Here is a 19,283-nt window from a genome sequence, read left to right on the forward strand (position 1 = left end):
TACTTTTCCGATAAAATATTAGAGTTAAAGACATGTGCCGCGCCTTTCTGAAGGGAATCAATTTTTCAAAGATTTTTATTGGCTTAATAGTTTTGATGCTACAGCAACACCAGCTGCTGGCACAAAACAATCCAACCTTTACATCCACGCCATCAGCAAGTATTACCTATGGTGAAACCTATGATTATTTAGTAGAAGTAACTGATTTAGACGGTGATGACATCGAGGTGGTAATACAAAGTGGCTCACTCCCTGGAGGGCTTAACTTTACGGATAACTTAGATGGAACTTATAGTATTGCAGGTGATCCAACAGAGGCAGGCACTTTTCCTATTACGCTAGAAGTACGTGAAGTTCTAAATAATGCTAATAGCAATACGCAGGCATTTAATATTGAAGTAGCCAGAGCACAACTTAATGTCATTGCTGATAATAAAACCATTACCTATGGTGATGCAATTCCAACACTCACTTTCTCTTATCAGTCCTCTGATTTTGTAAACAGCGAAACAGAAGCTGTTATTGATGTTGATCCGGATATTTCGACAACTGCTACCATGGCTAGTAATGCAGGTACTTATCCTATCACCCTCGCTGATGGTAACGATGATAACTACACTTTCCTTTTTACTGATGCTACATTGGAGATCACTCAGGCCAGCCAGACTATTACTTTCACTGATCCTGACAACAAAACTTATGGTGATGCCGATTTCAATCTGGTCGCTTCTTCTGATTCTGGACTACCTGTTGACTTTAGTATTGTTAGTGGACCTGCTACACTTACCGGAAGCACGGTAACCATTACTGGAGCCGGAACTGTTGTGGTAGAAGCTACTCAGTCTGGTGATGTTAATTATACAGCGGCCACACCAGTACAACAATCTTTTGAAGTAGCCAAAGCACAACTTAATGTCATTGCTGATAATAAAACCATTACTTATGGTGATGCTATTCCAACACTCACTTTCTCTTATCAGTCCTCTGATTTTGTAAATAGCGAAACCGCTGCTGTCATTGATGTTGATCCGGACATTTCGACAACTGCTACCATAGCGAGTGATGCAGGTACTTATTCGATCACCCTCGCTGATGGTAGCGATGATAACTATAGCTTTATCTTTACACAGGCTACCTTAGAAATTACGCAAGCTAGCCAGACTATTACTTTTACTGATCCTGCCGACAAAACTTACGGTGATGCAGATTTCAATCTGTCTGCTTCTTCCGATTCAGGTTTGCCTGTCAGTTTCTCAGTTATAAGTGGACCTGCAACACTTTCCGGAAGCACAGTAACCATTACTGGAGCTGGAACTGTTGTGATAGAAGCTACTCAAGCTGGTGACGTTAATTATACAGCGGCCACTCCAGTACAACAATCTTTTGAAGTAGCCAAAGCACAACTTAATGTCATTGCTGATAATAAAACCATTACTTATGGCGATGCTTTGCCAGCACTCACTTTCTCCTTCAATGCTGCTGATTTTGTAAATAGTGAAACAGAAGCTGTCATTGATCTTGATCCAGATATTTCTACAACGGCTACCATCGCTAGTGATGCGGGTACTTACCCAATCACCCTCGCTGATGGTAGCGATGATAACTATAGCTTTATCTTTACACAGGCTACCTTAGAAATTACGCAAGCTAGCCAGACTATTACTTTCACTGATCCTGCTGACAAAACTTATGGTGATGCCGATTTCAATCTGATTGCTTCTTCTGATTCTGGACTACCTGTTGACTTTAGTATTGTTAGTGGACCTGCTACACTTACCGGAAGCACGGTAACCATTACTGGAGCCGGAACTGTTGTGGTAGAAGCTACTCAGTCTGGTGATGTTAATTATACCGCTGCCATACCAGTACAACAATCTTTTGAAGTAGCCAAAGCCCAACTTAATGTTATTGCTGATAATAAAAACATTACCTATGGTGACGCCATTCCAACGCTCACTTTCTCCTTCAATGCAACTGATTTTGTGAACAGCGAAACAGAAGCTGTCATTGATCTTGATCCAGATATTTCTACAACGGCTACCATAGCGAGTGATGCGGGCACTTACCCTATTACATTGGCTGATGGCAGTGATGATAACTATATCTTCATCTTTACGCAGGCTACCTTAGAAATTACACAAGCCAGCCAGACTATTACTTTCACTGATCCTGCTGACAAAACTTACGGTGATGCTGATTTCAATCTGGTTGCTTCTTCCGATTCTGGACTACCTGTTGACTTTAGTATTATTAGTGGACCAGCAACACTTTCCGGAAGCACAGTAACCATTACTGGAGCCGGAACTGTTGTGGTAGAAGCTACTCAAGCTGGTGATGTTAATTATACAGCAGCCACACCAGTGCAGCAATCTTTTGAAGTAGCCAAAGCACAACTTAATGTCATTGCTGATAATAAAAACATTACCTATGGTGACGCTATTCCAACGCTTACTTTCTCCTTCAATGCAACTGATTTTGTGAACAGCGAAACAGAAGCTGTCATTGATCTTGATCCAGATATTTCTACAACGGCTACCATAGCGAGTGACGCTGGTACCTATCCCATTACACTCGCTGATGGTAGCGATGATAATTATACATTCCTTTTTACTGATGCTACATTGGAGATTACTCAGGCTAGTCAGACTATTACTTTCACTGATCCTGCCGACAAAACTTATGGTGATGCCGATTTCAATCTGGTCGCTTCTTCCAATTCGGGTTTGCCTGTCAGTTTCTCCATCATAAGCGGACCTGCTACTCTTTTCGGAAGTACAGTGACTATTACAGGTGCCGGAACTGTCGTTGTAGAAGCTACTCAAACAGGTGATGTTAATTATACCGCGGCCACACCAGTGCAACAATCTTTTGAAGTAGCCAAAGCACAACTTAATGTCATTGCTGATAATAAAACCATTACCTATGGTGATGCTATTCCAGCACTCACATTCTCTTATCAGTCCTCTGATTTTGTCAACAGTGAAACAGAAGCTGTTATCGATGTTGATCCAGATATTTCTACAACGGCTACCATAGCTAGTAATGCAGGTACTTATCCTATCACCCTCGCTGATGGTAGCGATGATAACTATAACTTTATCTTTACACAGGCTACCTTAGAAATTACTCAAGCCAGCCAGACTATTACTTTCACTGATCCTGACGACAAAACTTATGGTGACGAAGATTTCAATCTGATTGCTTCTTCAGATTCTGGTTTGCCTGTTGACTTTAGCATTGTTAGCGGACCTGCGACACTTTCAGGAAGTACAGTGACTATTACAGGTGCCGGAACTGTTGTGGTAGAAGCTACTCAAGCTGGTGATGTTAATTATACAGCGGCCACACCAGTACAGCAATCTTTTGAAGTAGCCAAAGCCACAGCATCAATTACTTTTACTCAGTTACTTAAGAATTTTAATGGTAGTCCTAAATCAGCTGATTTCACTACTACTCCTGAAGGACTGAATACTACAGTTACCTATAATAACAACTCAACGATACCCACAAATCCCGGAAGCTATGATTTAGAAGTAACCATTGACGAGAGTAATTATGAAGGAACTGCTTCTGCAACTTTTGTGATAAATGGAGCTCCAAATGTTACTTCAATAGGACCATTTAATTATAACGAGGATGAGTCCCCTATTTCAAATATTCTCCTGCTTAACTACTTCTCTGATGTGGAAGACAGTCCATCCCAATTAAATTTTAGCCTCATTGGTAGAACCAATAGCAGCTTATATAATACATTCACCCTGTCTGGAAATGAAATTTCTTTAAGTCTCGCAGCTAATGCATTCGGTAGTTCTACAATTACTATAAGATGCACTGATTCTAATGGCTTATCAACTGATCAGAGTTTTACAATTAATGTTTCCCCGGTTCAGGATGATCCACTATTTACAAGCACTCCGCAAGTTTCTGTTAATGAAGATTTCACTTATCAATATAATATAACTGCGGCAGACGCTGATCCTTCAGATGAGTTAAGCATTACAAATCAGTTAGCTCTTCCAGTCTGGCTGTCTCTAACGGATAATGGAGATGGAACTGCATTATTAACAGGCACACCAAACAACAATCAGGTCGGTAATTATGGAGTGGCATTAGAAGTGAATGATGGCAATGGAAACACGGCTCAACAGCTCTTTAATATTGAAGTTATCAATACCAATGATAAACCAATCATCACAAGTACGCCTGTTTTAACTGCCTCGTTAAACACTTTATACAGCTATACTTTTACGGCTACAGATGTAGATCCGGGTGATGAATTAACCATTATAGTCAATCAAAAACCATCTTGGATTACGGCTACTGAAACTGAACCTGGTAAATTAGTGCTAAGTGGAACTCCAACAAATAACGATAGAGATGAATCTACAGACGTTAGTATAACAGTATCAGATTTAGCCGATGCAGAGACCACTCAGAATTTTACCATCTCTGTTAATTTCCCAAATTCTGCTCCTGTATTTACATCATCCCCGCAGTTAGAGGTGAATGAAGATGAGCTGTACCAATATGAGATAGCCGTAAATGATATTGATAATGATTCCTACACTTTAGAAGCTTTACTTAAACCCGATTGGCTTAACTTCTCCAATGAGAATGATCAATACAGTCTTCAAGGAACACCTTTAAATGAAGATGTTGGAGCGCATCAGGTTATTCTTCGAGTACAAGATCAATTAGGTGCTAACACTACGCAGAATTATACTATTGAAGTAATCAATGTGAACGATACTCCGGTTTTTGTCACTACTCCCATTTTAGAGGCTCAACAAAATAACACTTATAATTTACCACTAGAAGTACTAGATGTAGACACGAATGATGAATTAACTTTCTCCTTTATTCAGCAACCTACTTGGTTAACAATCAATGCTTCAAATACTTTAACTGGAACTCCTAATAGGGAAGATGTAGAAAACTCTCCCCATGTGGTAGAGATTAAAGTGGAAGATAATGCGGGTGCTTCTGATACGCTAAGTTTTTCAATAGAAGTTCAGTATGAAAATTCAGCACCAACGCTTGACCCAGTTCCTGAACTGATTACGTTAACGGAAGATGACTTAGCCATTAAAACAATACTACTTACAGGAATTACTGCTGGAGAAGAAAATAATCAAAGCATTAGTATATCAATAGATAATTCCAATGAAGCGCTTTTTGAAAGCTTCTCACTTAACTATACATCTCCACAATCAACTGCTGAAATTTCTTACCAGTTAAAAGCCGATGCCTTTGGTGAGGCAGTTATCAATATTACCGTAACTGATGATGGCGCTGAAGATATTAATTCTATTTCAGATTCATTCACAATAGCAGTAGAAGGGGTAAATGATGCCCCTTTATTTAATTCTGATCCGGTTGTAAAAGCACAATCCAATACTGCCTACACTTATAACATTGAAGTAGATGATGCCGACCCTACCGATGTTTTAACAATTTCACAAGTAGTAGGCCCATCATGGCTTAGTGTAACAAACCAGAATAATAGATCAGCTATTTTAACAGGAATGGTACCGGAAACGGCTACTTCCGAACAAATTACTCTAAGAGTTACAGATGAAAGTGGTGAGTTCGCTGAGCAAGCTTTCACCATTCAAATTAATACCCAACCTGTAATCAATAATTATGAGGTTGAGCTAAATGAAGATGAGGCTTTTATCCTAAATAGCGACCTATTGAATACCCTTTATTCGGACGAGGATGATGATCCTTTCACTAAAATAATTTTGAATTGGGCAGCTGGAAATTTCACTTCAAATGGCGCTGAAATAACCAAAGGTCAGGAATTAGATATTTCAGAAGGTGTAGCTTTAACTTATAAAGCGCCCGATAACTATAGCGGTACGCAAACAATTTCTTATACAGTTTCCGATCCTTTCATTTTTTCAGAAGAAGCCATCATTACTTTAACTTTTTTACCAGTTAATGATGCCCCAACCATTACCAATATTGAATCTGAGACACTCGAATACGTACAAGGAGCCAGTCCTATACAGATTACCTCATCAATCACCATTTCTGATATTGACGATCAAATGATAGATAGTGCATGGGTGAAAATCAGTTCTAGTTATAATCAAAGTGAAGATGAGCTAATACTTGAAACCGATGCAGAAGTAACAAGTAGGTTTGAAAGGAATTCTGGAACTTTGCTCATAACTGGTCAGCTGAGTAAATCTGAATATGAAATTATATTGAGTGAAGTAGCCTATTTCAATAGTAATGAGTTAACTGACGATACCACTCCAAAATCCATTAGCTTTCAAATTTCTGATGGAGATAGTTTGAGTAATGTGCTAAGCAGAAATCTGGTTATATCAGAAGTACTACCTGAACTTGAGATTTATACTGCCTTCACACCAAATGGAGATGGTATTAATGACACCTGGAGATTCCCAAATATTGATCAATTTGAAGATGTGCAGATAAAAATATCAGACTTGAATGGTCGTGAAATTTTCAATTGTAGAGGTCAAACGTGTGAATGGGATGGCGTATACAATAGTGAAGTATTACCAGCGGGTACTTATTTTTACAATGTATCACTTAATGGAGGTAGAAGAAATTACGATGGTACTGTTACAATTATAAAATGAGATATTCATTAATCATATTATCATTTATTTTCGGTGCTGTGCATGCATTTGGGCAGTCTGCCGTTTCAAGAACGCAGCAATATATTAATCCTGAATGGAATCATCCAGCACTTACAGGAATGAGCAATTCCTTAAAATTAGGAGTATCTTTTCGGCAAAGTATAACAAGCTCAAATAACACACTCAGGTTATATCAGGCAGGTGTCTTCCTACCTATTAAAAACTCATATAATAATGAAACTGATAATTCAGGATTTGCCTTAAGCTCGCCTTTATTAAATGAGGAATTAGGTAACAACAAGCGCAGCAGAAGAAAACACGGAGTAGGGTTGCACCTCAGTAATTTATCGGTTGATGCTTTTAACAGACAATCTATTAGTGCTTTTTATGCCTATCACTTGCCTGTGTCAGACAAGCTTACAACCAGTTTTGGCACTTCATTAAACTATATCCAAAATAACTATGGGGTAGATCAATTAACTGTTGAAAATACGCAGGATGAACTGTATCAAATGCTTTTGCAAGAAGGGTTTAATAACTCAATGTTATTGGCTGATTTTAGTGTAGCACTTTACAGCAAGGCATTAATGATCACTACCCACATTAGTTCAATAACACTAACTGAAAATAAATCAGATCTAGTGGAAGCAGCTAACAATGCAATAATTTATGGACTGGCAGCGGCCTATCAGTTTCAACTAGGTACAGATTTTGTTATCTCACCTTTCGTTTCATTCAAAGCAAATCCTCAATATCAGCATGACCTCAATCTATCTTTACGTATAAAATACAGCGATATGATTTATGCTGGATTTGGAATTCAAAACGACTTGAAGTATTCAGCACTTGCGGGAATTAAATTACCTAAAGCTATATTTCTTGACTATTCTTACGATCGTTTCAATAATGCTGGTGGTGTTTTGGCGGGTGGAATGCATGAAATAAGCTTGTCATACATTATTCAGAATAAAAAACTGGATAGCCCTTTCTTATGGTAAAATTTAAAGCAATCATTTTATTATATAGCTGTGTTTTGCTATCAGTAACTTCTGTGACAGCCCAGCAAATAGCCGAGGTAACTAGGCTTGCCAGTTCACTAAATACTGAGGCTGAAGAAACGACTCCCCTTTTTGATGGCGTTACAAACAGGTTATATTTTTCCAGGGTATTACATCCTGAAAATAAGGGTGGAAAGTACAGCGGGTCAGATATATGGTATCAGCAACTATCAAGTGGCATTATAGAGAAGTCTGCTATTGACATATTAAATGATAAGGGTAATAACTTTATCATCGGTATAAATGATTCTGAAGATATTTTGTACCTGAATAATTCTGAAGATGCCGAAAAGGGAATTTACTTTTCCAAGAAATTATCAGATGACTGGCTTACCCCTGAGCCGATTAATATTAAAGGGCTACCCATATCAGGCTACAGAAGCGCCTTTGTATCATCAGATTATAAAGTAGTGTTGTTCTCCATGAACAAAACTGAAGGTTATGGTAAAGAGGATCTTTACATTTCCTTTCTTGAAGATGATGGAGAATGGAGCAAACCTCTTAATCTAGGCGTAACTATTAATACTGAAGGCAGTGAAATATCACCATTCTTATCACCAGATAAAAAAACGCTCTACTTCTCAAGTAATGGGCATGGTGGCTATGGCGATATGGATATTTTTAAAGTGGAAAGACTTTATGATAGCTGGACTGTGTGGAGCAAACCAGAGAACCTAGGCAACAGGATTAATTCAGCTAAATTTGATGGATATTTCTCCATTTATGGTGATACTCTAGCTTATTTATCGAGTAATAGAGATAGTAAATTCGCTGACATTTACCAGGTGAATTATGAGAAGCCATTAAAGCGAAGTGCTCAGAGTATATCATATGTACCTATTACATCAGCTAGTAGTAGAGAATCCAGGAAATATCTCTCAAGCACTGAAGTAAAGGATGATCTGGGTTTATTTGCTTCTCCAAATATCCCATTGACCTCAATAGAAAATCTTGAAGACAATGATAACCTAAAGACTAAACTGGCACTGATAGCATTTCACTTGAATGCAAATCCTCAGCTGGCAATAGCTATTAATATTGAGCCTTCTTCTAAACTGGAGACTTCAATTGTAGTAAATGAAAGCTCACAACTGATCTTAGTGATCTATAAAGAATTGTTGGCACTCAATGTAAATAAAGATCAACTCAAGTTTGATGGTATCAGTAAAAAAGGAGAAATCAATTTCTATGGTGAGAATTTAAGGTACCTGGTTGGTTTAAAGTTCTTTGAATAAATCAGTTATTTAAAATATCGATAGAAGGTCCTATCTGCTATTCCCAGCATTTCTTTATCCCCTGAAGAATCACCGTAAGCTATTATTGAAGCGTAATTGTCCAGGTCAACAACCTCTTTTATTCTGTTCACCTTCTCTGCCCCTTTACAATTTTCACCTTTAATGTTTCCAGTATAGCTGCCATTAACCTCTTCTAATTGAGTAGCAAGTAGTTTTAGCTGACTGTACTTTTCTACCCACGGCCTAAGCCAATTCTCCAAAGAAGCAGAAACGATGTATACATCGTCACCAGCTTTAAGGTGGTTTCTTAATGCCAGATCAGCTGAGGGCTTAATCACAGATGGCAAAACCTGACTAGCAAAACCTGAACAGATATTATTAAAATTCTCGACTTTAATACCTCCAAAGAATAAGCTGAATAACCGTTCTTTGGCTCTTTTGGTAGTAATTAACTTTAATTTCCACTTGACCAGCTGAGGAATAAAAAGGAGAAACCTGAAAGGAAATTTCCATCCTGAAATATATTTCAAGAATAGAAACATGCTATCTCTATTAGAGATAGTGCCATCAAAATCAAAAAGCACCAGTTTTTTTGTCATGATTTAAATAATATAAATCAGGAAATAGAAGGATAATGCCCAGCCAAATAGTACCAAAAGAATGAAAACGTCTGTGAAGAGGATTCTGGTAGGGGAACCACTTTTCTTTTCTACCATAGTGATCTGTAAATACCTCATGATACCTGCAATCACAAAAATACAAGTGTAGAATAAATATTCAGAATCAAGTCTTTGCTTTACATCATCAGAAACTGTGTACATAATATAAGCTACAATGATAACGGCAGACAACATTGTAAGACAGGCATTGGTAAAATCAAGGTTATAACTAGATGATGACTTACGCATTAATTTCGGATTATCCTGAGCAAGGATAAGATCATCACGTCTTTTTGCCAAAACAAGAAATAGTGAAAGTAGCAATACCATCACAATTAACCAATGTGAAACTGGTACTTCACTTAATAAACCACCACCAACCACTCGGAAAATAAAGCCTGAAGAAACTAAGAATAAATCAAGTATAGCAATATTTTTTAAGCCAAATGTATAAGCGATATTCAATACCATGTAAGCCACTATACAATAGGCAAAATTGGTGTCAAGTATGAAGGCTCCGCTTAATGAAGTAATAAGTAAGACTCCAAATAAAAAGAGTGCAAGGTTTTTACTTACCCTACCTGAAGCTATCGGCCTTCCCTTTTTAGTGGGGTGTAACTTATCAGTTTCAACATCTTTAATATCATTTAAAACATAGATAGCACTGGCTGTTAAACTGAAAACAATAAAACCAATAGCCGTATTAAGCAATTTTTCATTCTTGAAAATATCACCAGCAAAGAATATGGGTAAGAATATAAAAAAATTCTTAGTCCAGTGATGAGGTCTTAAGAGATGTGCTATTGCTACAAACATTACCAGGGATTCTCTAAATCTTCTTTTTGATATAAATGGTCTCTTTCTGAAAAAGCGCTATTTCCAGGTTGCTTTAATTTTAGCTGATCATTGGTAAATAATCTTTGAACCAGTGAAATTGGGAACAGAAAAACATAAAAGATTATGCTGAGCAATATTCTTGTATTAATCCAGCCAAGAACCAAAGCTAATTTCATCCATAGCCAGTTAATAGCCGTGGCAAATGCCGGGATTAAGGAAGCCCCTACCCCAACTATCAATGCCGCATAGAGTAAATAATCTATTTTAAAAATAAAATAGAACACTAAGACTCCACTTACTATTACGAGTATGTTCTGGTATTTCTTTAAAGGCTCCATTAGAAAAGTGTGTAGATAAATGGTGCTATTGCTGAGCCACCGCCAATAACTACTAAAACACCCAAAATAATAAGAAGCAATATTACAGGTGCTAACCACCACTTTTTACGCTCCTTAATAAACTTTAATAAATCTTTTAGAAAGTCCATTTTAATCTAATTTATAATCGTTCTGCCAATTATCCTTTTCTAACCATTCCGGTTGATTACGCTTATTAAACACATAATTATTAATTACCAGATAATCCATCTCTGTCCTCATAAAGCATCTGTAAGCATCTTCAGGCGTACATACAATAGGTTCGCCTCTCACATTGAAGCTGGTATTAACCACAAGGGCATAGCCTGTCAATTCCTTAAAAGCATTTATCAACTGCCAATATTGAGGATTTGTACGCTTATCTACCGTCTGAATTCGGCCTGAGAAATCAACATGTGTTACTGATGGAATATCTGATCTTTTGGTATAAAGCTTTTCTTTCATTCCAAGACTGTGATAATCAGCCGGAATAGGCTCTTTTCGATTATCAACAATTTCCTGAACCAGCAACATATAAGGAGATTCACCTTCCAATTTGAAATAATCCTGAACATCCTCTTTCAAGACTGAGGGCGCGAAAGGTCTGAAAGACTCTCTATACTTAATTTTAAGATTAAGCTTCTTCTGCATTTCCTCATTTCGAGGATCACCCAATATGCTTCTACCTCCTAAAGCACGTGGACCAAACTCCATTCTACCTTGAAACCAGCCTACTGCGTTTCCATCTGCTAATATCTCAGCTACTTTATTATACAATTGGTCATTAGAATACTTGGTAGCCTCAGCCTCATACTTTCTGATGATCTTTAAAACATCCTGCTCATTATATTCAGGTCCTAAATAGGATCCATTTAGTCTGTCTGAATCAGATTTTTTCAGAGCCTTACCAAAATAGATATGCTCTGCTGCCAGTGCCGCACCTAATGCTCCACCAGCATCACCTGCAGCAGGTTGAATAAATATGTTTTCGAAAATCTTTTCATTCAATAACTTTCCGTTGGCTACACAATTTAAAGCTACCCCTCCTGCCATGCATAGATTAGTTGATCCAGTTAATTCTTTGGCGTGTTTAGCCATTTTGATGACTATCTCCTCGGTAACATTTTGAATGGCCAAGCCCAGATCACAATGCTGCTGTTCCAAATCAGATTCTGGCTCCCTTTTATCGATCCCGAAAAGCTTGCTCCACTTTTTGTCGTTCACCATTCTGAGGCCCGTGCTATAATTAAAGTATTTCTGATTAAGCCAGATAGATCCATCATCATAAATATGGATAAGTTCTGACTTTATAATTTCTTCATACTTTTTAATATCTGCATGACCACTTCTCCCATAGGGCGCCAAGCCCATCAACTTATACTCGCCAGAATTTACTCTAAAACCCAGAAAGTACGTAAAAGCTGAATAAAGTAAGCCAAGGGAATGTGGAAATTTCAGTTCCTTTTCAATGGTAATATCTTTTCCATTGGCTTTACAAATTGAAGCTGTAGCCCACTCACCTACGCCATCAAGCGTTATGATGGCAGCATTATCAAAACCTGAAGGATAGTAAGCACTAGCGGCATGAGACAAATGATGTTCAGGAAAAAGCATTTTCAACTTTCTCCTATCAAAAGCCTCTATTTTGCCCAATTCTTCTTTGATAATTCTCTTCAGAAACATTTTCTCTCGCAACCAAACAGGGATAGCTTTTATAAAAGAAGCTAAGCCTTTTGGAGCAAAGCCATAATAGGTTTCAAGCAGGCGCTCAAATTTCAATAAGGGTTTATCATAAAAAACCACCGCATCTAATTGATCTATACTATAGCCAGTATGATCCAGGCAATACTTAACTGCATTAGTAGGGAAATTGGCATCATGCTTAATCCGTGTAAAACGTTCTTCTTGCGCTGCTGCCAGAATTTCTCCATCTACTGTTATGGCCGCTGCGGAATCATGATAAAAGGAAGAAATACCGAGAATTTTCACTTAATAAAGGGCACTAAAATATCTAGAATACTAAGATTGAATATTAATTTACTAAGTTATGAATATTTTTTTCACCATTGCTAAATTTGAAAAAAATGAAGGATTTTTATTGATTTTCCGTACAACTATCAAGTTTTCTGGCTTAATTCACCATTTAATTCAGATTACTTAAAATTCAGTTAAGCATTGCAAGTCAACAGCAAATAGCCGATGTCAAAAAGAGTTTATTTCGTAGATTTTGCCCGTAGTTACGCTATATGTCTAGCCCTTTTCGATCATTCAATGAATGATTTTAGCATTTGGGAGAATTATTCTTTTAACCAATACGCTATACTAAAATTATTCACAACATCAGCTACACCAACCTTCCTGTTCCTTTTTGGAATGATGCTGGAGCTTATTTATTTCAGGAGACTTTCTGAGAAAGGTTTAGAAGCTATTAAGCCAGGGCTTTTCAAAAGAAGCTTTCAATGTTATCTTGGGTTTGCCTTGACTTCAGTAGCGGGGTTCATAGGTGGCTATCTTACTTTGAAAAGAGGATTTGCAACCTTATTATTTGCTGCTAATAACCATTATGGCAATATTCTTAAGCTGTATGCTGTAATGATCATTCTGGCTATACCTTTACTGTTTTTTAGAAAAAGATTTGGCATTTGGCCTACAGTATTGCTCGCTTTGTCCTATTGGATACTTTACCCCATTTATGAGCACATTGATATTCAAAATGGAAACATCGCCATATTTATGTCTGCCATGATCGGTGTAGGAAAAGCTGGAGGACCAAGTGTGATGAATTCATTAACTCTGGTGACAATAGGCATGCTATCAGCATCATTTATTGATAGAGAAAGACGCTACAATTTTGCCAGAAAAAACCTGCTGCTGCTAGCCACATTGGTTTTAGGGATATTGATCGTACTCTATATTGTGCCATGGAATGAATTTGTAGAAAATTATTTTACTAATACATATAGGAGACAGAATCATCCTATTTACTATTTGGTGTCCATGTCACTGGCAGTAATCACAGTTCTGGTATTTTCAGTATTAGTGCCCATCGGCATACAACTAAAGGATTGGACTAAACATTTGCTAGTCTTTGGAAGGAACTCACTAAGTGCTTTTACATTAGGTAATATTATTTTAAACCTAATATTTCTGCATATCATTGATTATAAATTCAATTTGCTGGCACCGCTATCGTTTATTCTTATTATGTATTTCTCATTATTCTTTTACGAAAGGTTTGAGAATAGAAATAAAGCGCGCAAAGTGCCCGTATAAATATAAGTTCGATAAGCATATTGTAATTAAAGCTTAGCTGCGCTAATACTTACAGATTTATCGTTTAATTTTGCATATTAATTATCATTAACGTATTACTACCTCATGGATGTAATCTACATATTGAAGGTTCTGTGGAGAAAGAAATGGATTATTATCATAATCCCAATAGTTTCATTAATTGCTGCATTCCTGTTTACCAGAAACTTAAAACCTCAGTATAGAGCTAACTCTCAAATTGCTACGGGTTTTACAACCAATGAAGGAGTTAACGTTACCGATGAGAAATTCAATTTAAGAGGTGTTGATGTAAAGTTTAGCAACCTACTTGCTACCATGAAATCAGGAACCATTTTCAATATGGTCTCTTATAAGCTTATGGTAAACAAACTGGATTCTGCGGCTAGCGGAAAGGGTAAAATAGCCAAACAGTACACTCCTGAAGAAATTGAAACAGCAAGAAAACTTTTTAACAGAAAGCTTGACACACAAACTACAATTACCATAAACGATACAAATGCTGATCTTTTGAGAAGCATGTTGAACACCTCCAACTTTACTTTTGGTCGTATTAAAGGCGGTTTTGATATCAAACGAGTACCCAATACTGATTTCATCTCTATATCATTTATTTCAGGGAATCCTGATCTATCTGCATTAGCAGTTAACGCTTATTGTGCAGAATTTCTCAGGTATTATACCTCTACCAAGAAAGAATCGTCTGGTGAATCTGTTACTTTTTTTAAAGAACTAGTAGCCAGAAAGAGTGAAGAATTACAAAATAAATCAGAAGCATTAAGGGCATTTAAAGCCAATAACAATATTAGCGCATCTAATTCTTCTAATGATACGCAGGTTAGCCAGGTATATGAATTAGAGAACCAACGAGATCAAATAAACAACAACTTGTATGCATTAAGATTAAAGCTTTCAAATCTTGAAAACAGTTTAAAAGAAAAACTCGGCCAAACACAAGGAGGGCCAAGTGCTACACCTTCAGCTAACCAGCGTATTGTAAGTTTGAAGAAAAGGATTGATAATTTGAATGAAAGATTTATCAATTCAGGTTCCGATGATCCTGAATTATTAGACTCACTAAATCTATTACAACAACAGTACCGAGTGGAACTTAGCTTAATGGAGCAACCTTCTTCAAGTACTCAATCTTCGGGACTTTCTGCCTCTGAGTTAAGATCATCCATAGATCAAACCAAAATAGATATTCAGGTTGAGGAGTCGAGACTTCAAACTGTGAATAATAAAATTTACTCTATCAGAAGTAGTTTCTCCGGTTATGCCAATACAGAAGCAATGTTGAATACATTAGAACGCGATGTTAAGGTAGCAACTGATGAATATCTTTCTGCCGTTGATAAATACAATGAAGCACAGGATAAATTATTAGCAAGTGCAGGATCAATCAGACAGGTTTACATGGCATCACCTCCTGCAAGTCCTGAGCCTTCAAAAAGATTAATAATCACCGCATTAGCAGCTTTTGCTACTTTTGGTTTAACTGTTTTTGCCATTATTGTGCTTGAAGTTTTTGATTCTTCCATAAAAACACCAAACCAATTTCAGCGAATGGTTGATATTCCTTTAGCAGGGAGCCTTATCAAAATAGATGTAAAAAAATTAAACTTCACCAGCCTGTTTGAGAAGAAACACGAAGAAGCTGATCTCGAAATATTCAAGCATTTTTTAAGAAAAATCAGGTTTGAGGTAGAACAAACTAATGCGCAAACTTTTCTTATTACCAGCCCGAAGGAAGCAGAAGGTAAAACCTTCATCATATTTTCGCTTGCTTTTGTTTTAAGCTTAATTAAAAAGAAGGTGCTTATTATAGACACCAACTTTAAAAGAAATACGCTTACAAAATGGCTGGCTACAGCTAAAAAAAGCAGGAAATTTATTGATCAGCATTCTGCTATCAACAAACTACAAATCCTTGAAGCTGAAGAAGACTTTGACCAGTCTCAGAATGACAATTTATTAATAGCACCAACCAAGTATCCGAATATTTCAATCATTGGTAACGCAGGAGCAAATGATTCACCTGAAGAAATATTCCATAGTAAAGATTTCAAAAGTCTAATTGAGGGTCTTAAAAAGAGATTTGACTATATTCTACTAGAAGGTTCTTCTCTAAATGAATACTCAGACACAAAAGAGTTAATAAAGTATGTAGAAAAGATTATACCTGTGTTTTCTGCCGATAGTTCTATTAAACCTTTGGATAAAGAATCAATAGAGTTTTTAAAAGCTCAGGGACCAAAGCTTGGCAGTGCCATTCTTAATAAGGTTGATCCTAAAAATATCAATGTATAACTCAGGGTTCTGTGATAATACCCTCGGTTTTTTGCTCAATTTTTTTCTTTTTTTGAAGAATCAATTGTTTAGCAATTGCCTTGGCCGTTTCAGGGTCCATTTTATTTAACAGGTCGTGAGTTTCGATATACCTTAAGCCTTTTTTAATATGCTTTATTTGAACATTCTTTAGAAAAGCTTCACGTAAAATCTCTGGGTCAAAACTATCAATTTTGATATGCTTCTTACCAATTTCAAACACCTGCTCAACACTTTTTATTTTAGTATTTTTTAATTCATCAAGTGCGGCTCGTACATCCTCTTCCTGCACTTCATCAATACCTTCAATTAGCTGATCAAAACTGACATTATTTACTTCAGCAACATCCATCAGGTTGTCCACCTTATTATTAACTGAATCCTTGAGCTCTTTGAACTTAGGCTGATACTTTTTAGGAATTACCTTATTGTATTTATCATTTACAATTGCATCAGCTACCATTTTTGGATAATAATGTTGATACAACATGTAGCCACCTAAAGCAAGTACCAACAAAATACTTAAGGTTATTAATAACTTCTTCATTTTATAACCAGTGCGTTAAATCCTTATTTATTAATTGACTTAATTTCAAAATATCATCCTTGTAGATGTTTTCAGTAATCTGAGATTTCAATTCCTGAGAAAGTTTAGGTCTGGCCAGGTTTTTAGCCCTGGCATCATTTAAACGCTTCTGAACGAATTGTTGATTCTTAAATTTCTCGAACAAAGACTTAGGTACTATTTTCTTAATGAATTCCTTTGGCCTACTATTTTGTCCAATTAAGGCATCTACCTTTTTATTCTTGATGAAGCCCGATTTATTATACTCTACTGAAAAGTCAACTTCTACATGATCACTAACACCTATAAACTGAAAAATACTTTTTAGTACTTGATCAGGGTTAGCGCGCATTTCATCATAAAGAATAACCTTAATCTGATCAGCTCTGAATAGGTTGTAGAATTTTGATAGGTGCTTTCCATAAAAGCCTTCCTTTACTAAATCGTTTCTTTCCCACCAGATGGTCTCTTTATCCAGGCAATCTTCAAAATTTGGTGTAGGTAATCTATCTTCTCTGGCAAGGTGGAGGTATCTAGAGTATAGTCTTTCTGCCGGCTGTCTTAAAACAGCAAGCATTTTCATTTCTGGATTGTAATGCTTAATTCGCTCGGCAGCCTTATCATGATACATGTAAGTATTTGATGTCTCTCCTTTTAATTGCCCTTCATTAGCTGGTTCAAACAACTTTAAATAGTCATCAATATTGGTAACTGAGTTGTTGTAATGATTAATTTCCGGGCTTCCGGCAAAATCTTCAGGCGAGTTTAATTCATAGCCAAAAAAATTAGGCTCCTTCTTTGCACATATGTAAAGATCAGGATGTTGCTTTAAATAGTTATCTAAAGAGGTAGTGCCAGACTTACCGGCTCCAATAATCAGAAAGTCAGGGATTAATTGGGAATTCAACGTTTTTTCTTGAAGCATTCTTTATAAAGAAAATAGAATGATAAAATTACCGATTTTTTTTTCACTCATCAAAGATAAAGCTTCTGGGATGTATTAATTTTGGGCATGTCAAAATACAATTTCATTTATCTGGCACTAGCCCGATGGGATGGGCCTTACGCATCCACTGCCTGGGCAATTGCAAAGGAGTTAGCTGAAGATAATCATGTGTTCTACATCGAAAACCCCTTCACGCTGAAGGATCTGATAACTGGCATTGGCAAAAAAGATATTAGAAGAAGATTGCCTGCGTTGATATTTGGGATGAACAAATATCAAAAACCTTTAAAGGACAAGAACTTAATTGTTGTAACACCATTAGCTATTTTACCTATAAACTGGCTTCCCAATAATGCGATTTACCGTTGGCTTAATAAAATTAACAATAAACTTATATACAGGGCTGTAAGAAGTACGATCAGAAAATATAATTTAAAAGCGTATATAAGCTTCAATTCATTTAACCCTTTTTACGGACCGCATCTTTTAAAAAGTTTTAAACCTTCATTATCCATTTATCAATCAGTTGATGCCATTGAGCAATCAGAATATTTAGAAAAACATGGTCCGTATTGGGAAAAAAAGTATGTGGCAGAAGCTGATTTTAGTATAACCACTTCATCGAAACTAAAAGAGAAACTTCTATCCTATCATCAGAAGATTCATTTGATACCTAATGCTGCCGACATCAGCCTTTTTCAAACCGCCAGAAGCAACAACTTTGAATTACCTCATGATATTAAAAATATAAGCCCTGAGCAGCAAGTGATAGGATATATTGGCAACATATGTCATAGGCTTGATTACGAATTGCTACTGGCTATTGCTAAAAAATACAGCCATTGTAAATTAGTCATGGTAGGACCAATAAAAGCCAATAATGAGACCCTGAATCAGTTAAAAGCTATGGAGAATACTTTATTTACAGGGGCTAAACCTCTACACGAATTACCAAAGTATTTACAAAGATTTGATTGCGGGCTAATACCATTCCTATCGAATAAGCTTACAGCCAGCATTTATCCATTAAAAATAAATGAATATCTTGCCTCTGGTACACAGGTTGTTAGCTCTAGCTTTTCTGAGGATATAAAAGACTTTGAATCTGTAATCCACTTGAGTAATACGCAAGATGAATTTGTGAAAAATATCGAGAAAGCACTTTTACCTCCTACTCAGGAATGGAAAGAAAAAAGTATCAATTTCGTTATTAATAATAATTGGGAAAACAGAGCGAACCAACTCTTAGAACTTATAAAAAGCTATCAGCAAGATGGACAAAAAATCAACTAAAGGCCCAAAGCCAAAAGGCATCATTTTATTCTTCTGCATACTTTATGTGGTATTTGTCTATACCATTATTTTCTTGAAGATATCTTTCATTGAATAATATG

At 36.6% G+C, this 19,283-nt stretch carries 13 protein-coding genes; 6 read left to right on the forward strand and 7 right to left on the reverse strand.

Translation table 11 applies throughout. The annotated features are described in order from the left end of the window. Window positions 1–95: 95 nt before the first annotated feature. The 3 genes from JKP34_RS16190 to JKP34_RS16200 are packed head-to-tail and all read left to right on the forward strand — an operon-like array spanning window position 96 to window position 8,907. On the forward strand, window positions 96–6,614 hold the full coding sequence (locus JKP34_RS16190; protein WP_201923747.1) for an MBG domain-containing protein: 6,519 nt from the start codon (window positions 96–98) through the stop codon (window positions 6,612–6,614). Further along, window positions 6,611–7,612: a PorP/SprF family type IX secretion system membrane protein gene (locus tag JKP34_RS16195; RefSeq protein ID WP_201923750.1), complete on the forward strand. Its 1,002-nt coding sequence runs from the start codon at window positions 6,611–6,613 to the stop codon at window positions 7,610–7,612. Before JKP34_RS16190 ends, JKP34_RS16195 begins: the two co-directional genes overlap by 4 nt. Continuing rightward, window positions 7,606–8,907: a TolB family protein gene (locus tag JKP34_RS16200; RefSeq protein WP_201923752.1), complete on the forward strand. Its 1,302-nt coding sequence runs from the start codon at window positions 7,606–7,608 to the stop codon at window positions 8,905–8,907. The genes JKP34_RS16195 and JKP34_RS16200 overlap by 7 nt, the downstream gene beginning before the upstream one ends. 5 nt (window positions 8,908–8,912) lie before the next feature. On the opposite strand, the gene JKP34_RS16205 is transcribed toward JKP34_RS16200, so the two are convergent. The 5 genes from JKP34_RS16205 to JKP34_RS16225 are packed head-to-tail and all read right to left on the reverse strand — an operon-like array spanning window position 8,913 to window position 12,748. Continuing rightward, window positions 8,913–9,506 (reverse strand): HAD-IB family hydrolase, encoded by a 594-nt coding sequence (locus JKP34_RS16205; protein WP_201923753.1) that lies wholly within the window; start codon window positions 9,504–9,506, stop codon window positions 8,913–8,915. Between the two features lie 3 nt (window positions 9,507–9,509). Next, window positions 9,510–10,382: a UbiA prenyltransferase family protein gene (locus JKP34_RS16210; RefSeq protein WP_201923755.1), complete on the reverse strand. Its 873-nt coding sequence runs from the start codon at window positions 10,380–10,382 to the stop codon at window positions 9,510–9,512. After that, on the reverse strand, window positions 10,382–10,741 hold the full coding sequence (locus JKP34_RS16215; protein ID WP_201923756.1) for an SxtJ family membrane protein: 360 nt from the start codon (window positions 10,739–10,741) through the stop codon (window positions 10,382–10,384). The genes JKP34_RS16210 and JKP34_RS16215 overlap by 1 nt, the downstream gene beginning before the upstream one ends. Then, window positions 10,741–10,890 (reverse strand): DUF5989 family protein, encoded by a 150-nt coding sequence (locus JKP34_RS16220; RefSeq protein WP_201923757.1) that lies wholly within the window; start codon window positions 10,888–10,890, stop codon window positions 10,741–10,743. The genes JKP34_RS16215 and JKP34_RS16220 overlap by 1 nt, the downstream gene beginning before the upstream one ends. Before the next feature lies 1 nt (window position 10,891). Beyond that, window positions 10,892–12,748: a carbamoyltransferase family protein gene (locus JKP34_RS16225; protein WP_201923759.1), complete on the reverse strand. Its 1,857-nt coding sequence runs from the start codon at window positions 12,746–12,748 to the stop codon at window positions 10,892–10,894. A 210-nt stretch (window positions 12,749–12,958) separates the two neighbouring features. On the opposite strand from JKP34_RS16225, the gene opgC reads away from it, so the two are divergent. Then, window positions 12,959–14,032: an OpgC domain-containing protein gene (gene opgC, locus JKP34_RS16230; protein ID WP_201923761.1), complete on the forward strand. Its 1,074-nt coding sequence runs from the start codon at window positions 12,959–12,961 to the stop codon at window positions 14,030–14,032. A 105-nt stretch (window positions 14,033–14,137) separates the two neighbouring features. Beyond that, window positions 14,138–16,360, forward strand: a complete 2,223-nt coding sequence (locus JKP34_RS16235; RefSeq protein WP_201923763.1) for an exopolysaccharide transport family protein — start codon at window positions 14,138–14,140, stop codon at window positions 16,358–16,360. A 1-nt stretch (window position 16,361) separates the two neighbouring features. On the opposite strand, the gene JKP34_RS16240 is transcribed toward JKP34_RS16235, so the two are convergent. Then, complete coding sequence (locus JKP34_RS16240) at window positions 16,362–16,925, reverse strand: hypothetical protein (protein WP_201923765.1); 564 nt, start codon at window positions 16,923–16,925, stop codon at window positions 16,362–16,364. A 1-nt stretch (window position 16,926) separates the two neighbouring features. Further along, on the reverse strand, window positions 16,927–17,868 hold the full coding sequence (locus JKP34_RS16245) for a sulfotransferase domain-containing protein (RefSeq protein ID WP_201923767.1): 942 nt from the start codon (window positions 17,866–17,868) through the stop codon (window positions 16,927–16,929). Between the two features lie 87 nt (window positions 17,869–17,955). Here JKP34_RS16245 and JKP34_RS16250 point away from each other — a divergent pair, with 87 nt between their 5' ends. Continuing rightward, window positions 17,956–19,182 (forward strand): glycosyltransferase, encoded by a 1,227-nt coding sequence (locus JKP34_RS16250; RefSeq protein WP_201923770.1) that lies wholly within the window; start codon window positions 17,956–17,958, stop codon window positions 19,180–19,182. Window positions 19,183–19,283: the final 101 nt, after the last annotated feature.

The sequence above is a fragment of the Marivirga atlantica genome (assembly GCF_016734805.1).
In the GTDB taxonomy this organism is placed as follows: domain Bacteria; phylum Bacteroidota; class Bacteroidia; order Cytophagales; family Cyclobacteriaceae; genus Marivirga; species Marivirga atlantica.

Bases quoted from the DNA above. Each gene is read 5' to 3' on its own strand.
- JKP34_RS16205 (WP_201923753.1), bottom strand. From the start codon at position 9,506: ATGACAAAAAAACTGGTGCTTTTTGATTTTGATGGCACTATCTCTAAT.
- JKP34_RS16245 (WP_201923767.1), bottom strand. From the start codon at position 17,868: ATGCTTCAAGAAAAAACGTTGAATTCCCAATTAATCCCTGACTTTCTG.
- JKP34_RS16190 (WP_201923747.1), top strand. From the start codon at position 96: ATGCTACAGCAACACCAGCTGCTGGCACAAAACAATCCAACCTTTACA.
- JKP34_RS16195 (WP_201923750.1), top strand. From the start codon at position 6,611: ATGAGATATTCATTAATCATATTATCATTTATTTTCGGTGCTGTGCAT.
- JKP34_RS16240 (WP_201923765.1), bottom strand. From the start codon at position 16,925: ATGAAGAAGTTATTAATAACCTTAAGTATTTTGTTGGTACTTGCTTTA.
- JKP34_RS16200 (WP_201923752.1), top strand. From the start codon at position 7,606: ATGGTAAAATTTAAAGCAATCATTTTATTATATAGCTGTGTTTTGCTA.
- opgC (WP_201923761.1), top strand. From the start codon at position 12,959: ATGTCAAAAAGAGTTTATTTCGTAGATTTTGCCCGTAGTTACGCTATA.
- JKP34_RS16215 (WP_201923756.1), bottom strand. From the start codon at position 10,741: ATGGAGCCTTTAAAGAAATACCAGAACATACTCGTAATAGTAAGTGGA.
- JKP34_RS16210 (WP_201923755.1), bottom strand. From the start codon at position 10,382: ATGTTTGTAGCAATAGCACATCTCTTAAGACCTCATCACTGGACTAAG.
- JKP34_RS16220 (WP_201923757.1), bottom strand. From the start codon at position 10,890: ATGGACTTTCTAAAAGATTTATTAAAGTTTATTAAGGAGCGTAAAAAG.
- JKP34_RS16250 (WP_201923770.1), top strand. From the start codon at position 17,956: ATGTCAAAATACAATTTCATTTATCTGGCACTAGCCCGATGGGATGGG.
- JKP34_RS16235 (WP_201923763.1), top strand. From the start codon at position 14,138: ATGGATGTAATCTACATATTGAAGGTTCTGTGGAGAAAGAAATGGATT.